The organism is Campylobacter concisus, assembly GCF_902460595.1.
Classification (GTDB): Bacteria; Campylobacterota; Campylobacteria; order Campylobacterales; family Campylobacteraceae; genus Campylobacter_A; species Campylobacter_A concisus_BL.
Genome location: NZ_CABPVA010000001.1, coordinates 790305 through 796593, shown reverse-complemented (window position 1 = coordinate 796593; position 6289 = coordinate 790305). Strand labels below are relative to the sequence as shown.

Genomic DNA, 6289 nt, shown 5'->3' with positions numbered 1-6289 from the left:
ACCAAAAGTATCGCTGTGACATTTACAATTATAATATCTATAAAAATTTCTTCGACTATCTGGCTTTGAAGCATCGTCTCTTTTTCTAGGACTAAGTAGCTACTCTCATCTAGCCTTGTTGTTAGAGTGGTTATGCTCTTATCTTTTATCTTTTGCATCACAAGGTAGGGCTTTTCGCCTTTAAGCTCGCCCGCTTTTACGGTGGCTAGAGTTTTGTTTGGGATTTCTATAGTAAAAGTTTTTAGATTGTTAGGATTGAAATTTTGTGGATTGTTTTTGTAAGCTGTGGCTTGCTGGTTTAGCTCACTAACTACGCTTTGAAAAACGGTAACTCTTATGTAGTGATAGAGCATCACCGAAACAACGGCAATTAGCATCATCGCACCAGATGCTAATTGCAGTATAAATCTATTTCTTAAGCTTTTTTGGGAAAGCAAAATCTATATCCGCGTCTTCTAACAGTTTCTATTGTCGAAATATTTAGCGGTTTGTCCATTTTTTGGCGGATTTGATTGATAGCAACCTCGATAACGTTTGGAGTTACGAGCTCTGGCTCTTCCCAGATAGCGTCAAGTAGTTGCTCTTTAGATACGATTTGATCTGAGTGTCTTGCAAGGTGAGTAAGCACCTCAAATGGCTTACCTTTTAGCTCGATGTCGCGGCCAAGATATGTGATCTTCTCTTCGTCAGGGTTGATGATAAGCTCGTCTATCTTGATGATATTTGTGCCACCAAAGCGTAGTCTAGCTTCTAGTCTAGCTACTAAAATGTCAAAATCAAATGGTTTTTTAATGTAGTCATCAGCGCCAGCTCTAAGTGCTTTTATCTCGCTCTCTTTGTCGTCTTTTGCAGAAAGAACTACAACTGAAGTGCGTGGAGATTTATGTTTTATGATGTTTATAAGATCGACGCCGTCACCATCTTGAAGCATCCAGTCAGTTAAAACTAAGTCGTAGTTTCTGATGCCGATGTAGTACTCAGCGTCTTTGAAATTTTCAGAGCTATCTGTCTGATAACCAAACTCTTGCAACCCCTCAGCAATCGTCTTATTTAGCGTTACTTCGTCTTCTACTATTAAAATACGCATTTCTTTTCCTTAAACTAAAATTTATGGTCGATTGTATCATAAATTAAGAAATATTTCAAGATACTTTAATAAATTTTTAAAAAACAGTGCTGATTTTTGCACCGACGATTGCATTTGGTAAAATCTCGGTTTTTAAAATCTCCATATCTAAGCTAGTAAGCGAGCTAAACCTCTCTTTTAGCGCTTTGCAGGTTGCTTCTAGCGACTCTTCTACGCTTTGAAATTTCATCTCATTGTAAAAGTCTTTTATAAAATCCGCCACTAAAACATAATCAATCAAGCTGGTCGAGCGAAATTCTAAGCTTACTTTTACCTCTTGCTTTGCAACTCGCTCAAAGTCAAACATCCCGATAACGGTTTGAAATTTATAATCCTTAATGATCGTTGTTATTTCACTTTTCATACGACTTTTTGCTCCTTGCCTGAAAGCAGGCGAACGATATTTGGTATGTGCTTATAAACCACCAAAAATGCAATGATAAGTATCGGTGCGTGAGTGTAAATTTCGTCAAGCTCTGGGTGGATGATAAAGCTTGATGCAATGAGAGCTATCAGCGCGCATAGCGAGGCTAGAGAGCTTATCTTTAAAAATTTACCGACCAAAAACCAAACGACAAGAGCGATGATGATTTCAACTGGTAAGAAAAATGCGAGCACGCCAGCTCCGGTTGCCACGCCTTTGCCGCCTTGAAAGCCCAAAAATATAGAAAAACAATGCCCCGCAACACTTAAAACCGCCATCGTCCAAAGCACGCTTTGGCTAGCTCCAAGAGAAGAGGCTACGATGAGTGGCAAAACGCCCTTTAACACGTCACAAACTACGGTTAAAATGGCTAGTTTTTTGGCGAGTTTTGGGTTAGTTTGTTTTAAAACCCTTAAAACATTTGTCGCACCTATGCTTTTGCTGCCCTCTTTTTTTATATCAACATGTCCAAAAATTTTTGCTAGTATGAGCCCTGATGGGATGCTACCAAGCAGGTAGCTAACGGCATAAAGTATTAAATTTTGCATATTTTACCTTTTGAATTTAAAGAGAAATGATATTAAAAAAATACTAATTTTTTTATAAATCATCTCCACAAAAGAACGACTTTTTCGTCGTAGATGTCGCTTTTCTTTGGCGAAATTTGCGTTTCATTTATCGTGATGTTTTTAACATCATTTGCCTCTTTTAGCGCGTCGCACTCTTGTGCAAATTTCTCTTCAAGCTCGCTTATGGCCAAATTTATATCATTTACGCTTTGCTCGCTAAGCTTGACGTCGCTTCGCTCTTTTAAGACCTTGTTTGCACTTCTTGCACTTGATGCGATCTTACCAGCATTTTGGCGAGATAAGAGCTTGTTGCCAAATATCGCTCCAAATATGCTTGCGCCTATATTTATAGCTGCGTCAAGGCCGCTTGCTGTCATATCTTTTTGCTCTTTATCAAGCTTTGCAAGGGCTTTGTTTAGCTTATCTTGCAAGCTCTTTTGCTCTTTTTCAAATTTAGCCGTGAGTTTTGCGGTTTGCTCCTCTAAAATTTCGTTGCACTTATCCTGAAGCCTTATGAAAAACTCCTCTTTTGACTCGTTTTCTTTTGAGTAAATTCCCATCGCCTCAAAGGTGTTAAATTTGAAATTTCTATATAAAAACTCTTTAAACTCTTTCTCTAAAGCGTCAAAATTTTTAGCGCTCGTTACGAAATTTGGCACAGCTGCAAAGCTTGCACCGCTTGGCTCATTTTCGCTTGCATCAACGCGCATGCCTTCGCTAGCCTCGCTCCAGTTTGGCTCTTTGTCGTTTTCGCTAAGCTCATAAAGGTAGCTCACCTCGCAAATGCTATCTATGCCCTTTTTAGCATCATAAATTCTCACCTTTGCGCTTGCAAGTAAATTTGGTGTGAGGCTTTTTGAGTTGGTGTAGAGCTGTGTGATCGCACTTGAGATGATAGGTTTTGCGCTAAATTTCATCTCGCTTTTATCTACACTTTGGCTTCTTAAATTTTCTTTTTTATCTTTCATCAAATTTGAAATTTGCTCGCGGCTTAGCGGGCCTTTTAGATAGCTAAGTGCCCAGCGCGTGGAGATGACGCTTAAGCCGTCCTCGTTTATATTTTTGAGCAAGAAATTTCTTTTGGCTAAATTTGATATGAGATTTTCAAGTGAGGCTTTATCTAAGCTTGAGCCTGCGATGCCGCTTAGGCCGTCGATCACGCGGGCTTTGTCCTGCGCTGTTTGGAGGCGGCCGATGAACCAAGTGCCGATATTGCTAAGGCCCTTGTAGTCAAGATCGACTGGGTTTTGCGTGCTTAAGACGCAGCCAAGACCAAATGCACGAGCTTGTTTTAAGAGAGTGAGCATAGGCATTTTTGACGGCGGATTCGCATTTGGCGGGAAGAAGCCAAAAATTTCATCCATATATAGGATCGCTCTAAGTGAGCTAGTGCCCTCTGTGCCGCGCATCCACGCGATGATCTCGTTTAGTAAAAGGGTGACAAAAAACATCCTCTCAGCGTCATTTAGGTGTGAGATCGTAAAGATATTGCACTTTGCTTTGCCCTTTTCGTCAAAAAGCATCTTTGAAATTTCTAGTCTAACGCCCTGCGTCCAGCCTTTAAAGCTTGGGCTTGCGATGAGTGCGTTTATCTTCATGGCAAGCTTTAGGCGCTCACTGCTTGGATAAAAGGTGTCTACGTCAAAAACGCCTATCTTTTTAAATGGCGGATTTGCTATGAAATTTATGAGCTCTTCGATGCTGACGTCTTTTTGCTCTTTAAATTTGCTCTCAAAAATGGTTGAGATAAGCAGCTGCTCTTTTGAGCTCATATCCTCAGAACTCATGCCAATAAGCGATAGCACTGACGCTGCAAGTGAGTTTATATAGTTGCTAAAAATTTCTTCGTCATTGATATTTGGGCAAGCAAAGTCGCTAAGTAGCGCCACGCCTATACCAGCTGAGCTTTTTGGCGTGTAGATGTTAAAGCTAGCGCTATCTTTTAAAATTTTTACGCGCTCGAGGTCTTGAAAACTAGACTCTATGCCGTTTTTCCACTGCTCAGCCTGAGCGGCGGCAAATTCCTCTACGCTTTGACCTTTATTTGCAGCCTCTGCTTCATCGACATAAGGTAAAAAATCCTCCGCTCTCATCTGCGGAAAAGTGAGGGCTAAATTTGTGATGTCGCCCTTTGGGTCGATAATGATAGATGGGATGTTGTCTATGCAGGCTTCTTCTAAAAGCGTGATACCAAGGCCTGTTTTGCCGCTACCAGTCATGCCGATGATGGCTGCGTGAGTGGTTAGGTCCTTATTTTTATAAAAAAATGGCTCTTTATCTTTTAGTCCGATGTAAAAAAGTTTTAAATTCTCTTGTATGGTTTTCACTAATTGCCTTATTCGTATAAATTTATGCGTGAGCGAAGCTCGTCAAGCGTCTCTTTGACGCGCTTTTGCGTGAAGTCTTTTATAGTTTTATCATCATCAACTAGCTGCATGCAGTATCTGATGTAGCCCTTGTATGCTAGCTCAGTAACTAGCTTTAGCTTTAAGGAGACGTTTTTTACTTCATCTGGTGAGAGCAAGATGTCAAAATTTGCCTCTAACTCTTCGCCGTCTTTAAAATTTGTAGCTTGTGAGCTCAATATACTTATGCCGCCCTCTGAGATGTCGTAAAGGCTGCCAACAAGCTCGCCTTGCTCTCCTTTTAGAGAAATTTTGGTAAAGCGGTTTGGTAAGACGCGCTGGAATTTTCTCTTGTTTGCGTGCATGGTCGCTGTGCGCGAGAAATTTGAAAGAGTGACGCTTTTATCGGCGATATTGTAGTCAATGATGTCGGCGCGAAGTTGCTTTGAGAAGAAGCTATTTGGTAGGATGAAGCCCTTGCCATCTTGCTTCATGGCTAAAATTTGCATCATATCTACGCGAAAAACGACGCTATCTTCTTTAACCTCTAAAATTTCGGCTTCGTATTTTATATTTAGTCCGTCGTATAAATTTAAAAATTCAGGGCGGACCTTGGCGTTTTTCATGCGTGTAAATGTGTTGATCGGATCTTCGTAGAAAAATGAGCCAGTATCGATCATCTCTTTTACTGTGGTCTCTTGATGATTTTCGGCGTTATATAAAATTTCTTTCAACCTTGAGACGGCATTTACAAAGTAGCCCACATAGACTGCATCGTCGCAGGCGTGACTAAAATTTAGTGTCAAATTTAAGAGCAAGAAATTTATCAGCTCGTCTTTTGCGTTTAGTTTTGGTATTAGGCTGTTTAAGTCGTCGCGAATTTGTGTGGCATTTGGTTTTTGGATGAGTAGCGCGTCAAAGATGCTCTCAAGGCAAATTTTCATCTGCTCGTGTGGCACCACAAGGGTTAATTGTCTGCAAAATTTGATGCCCTCATCTATAAATTTAGCTCTTAAACCAAGTATGCAATCCTCGCAATTTTCGACAAGTTCTTGCCTGCCCTTAAACTCCATGGGGTCTCCAAAAAAGGTTATTTATTAAAACATTGCTATCATATATAAAGTTATATTAAAAAAATATTTAAATTTGTGTAGAGAGGAAATTTCTAGGCAAAGCTGCCTAGAAATTTGAATAATTATAGTTTGCTTTCGTTGCGTGAAAGGTAGTCAGCAACACCTTCAGTGCTTGGTTTCATACCAGAGTCACCTTTGTGCCAGCCAGCTGGGCAAACTTCGCCGTGCTCATTTGTAAATAGCATAGTATCTACCATTCTGATCATCTCGTCGATGTTTCTGCCAAGTGGTAGGTCATTTATAACTGCGTGGCGAACTGTGCCATCTTTGTCAAGTAGGAATGAACCGCGAAGTGCTACGCCAGCGTCTTCTAGAAGTACGTCAAAGCCACGAGCGATTGATTTTGTCATGTCAGCTACGATTGGGAAGCGAACTTTGCCGATACCGCCTTTATTTACTGGAGTCTCTTTCCATGCAAAGTGTGAGAACTGGTTGTCGCAAGAGACTGCGATAACTTCGATACCGCGTGACTTGAACTCGTCGTATCTTTTATCAAACGCGATGATCTCGCTTGGGCAAACAAATGTAAAGTCCATTGGGTAGAAGAACACAACAGCGCCCTTTTCGCCGATGTTTTTGTAAAGGTTGAAATCATTTACAATTTGATTGTTTCCTAAAACTGCTGCAGCTGTAAAGTCAGGTGCTTTTTTTGTTACTAACATTTTTTCTCCTTAATAATAAATTTTATTGAT

6 protein-coding genes and 1 pseudogene are annotated in these 6289 nt (G+C 40.4%); all 7 read right to left on the bottom strand.

What is annotated here, in order from left to right; genetic code table 11:
- Nucleotides 1-380: pseudogene (locus tag F3G86_RS10725) on the bottom strand (two-component sensor histidine kinase); the annotation flags it as partial.
- Between the two features lie 35 nt (nt 381-415).
- Nucleotides 416-1087, bottom strand: coding sequence for a homeostatic response regulator transcription factor HsrA (gene hsrA, locus F3G86_RS03885; protein WP_002942555.1), 672 nt, complete (start codon nt 1085-1087; stop codon nt 416-418).
- Nucleotides 1088-1163: 76 nt separating this feature from the next.
- Entirely contained in the window at nt 1164-1490 is a 327-nt protein-coding gene (locus tag F3G86_RS03880; protein ID WP_103568336.1) for a dihydroneopterin aldolase, read from the bottom strand.
- The gene (gene plsY / locus F3G86_RS03875) at nt 1487-2098 is read right to left on the bottom strand and encodes a glycerol-3-phosphate 1-O-acyltransferase PlsY (protein ID WP_087582715.1); all 612 of its coding nucleotides are present in this window, start codon (nt 2096-2098) and stop codon (nt 1487-1489) included. The genes F3G86_RS03880 and plsY overlap by 4 nt, the downstream gene beginning before the upstream one ends.
- Nucleotides 2099-2157: 59 nt before the next feature.
- The gene (locus tag F3G86_RS03870) at nt 2158-4446 is read right to left on the bottom strand and encodes an ATP-binding protein (protein WP_149723043.1); all 2289 of its coding nucleotides are present in this window, start codon (nt 4444-4446) and stop codon (nt 2158-2160) included.
- 8 nt (nt 4447-4454) lie between these two features.
- Nucleotides 4455-5537, bottom strand: coding sequence for a PilZ domain-containing protein (locus F3G86_RS03865; protein WP_103567624.1), 1083 nt, complete (start codon nt 5535-5537; stop codon nt 4455-4457).
- 122 nt (nt 5538-5659) lie between these two features.
- Complete coding sequence (locus F3G86_RS03860; RefSeq protein WP_149723042.1) at nt 5660-6259, bottom strand: peroxiredoxin; 600 nt, start codon at nt 6257-6259, stop codon at nt 5660-5662.
- Nucleotides 6260-6289 lie beyond the last annotated feature (30 nt).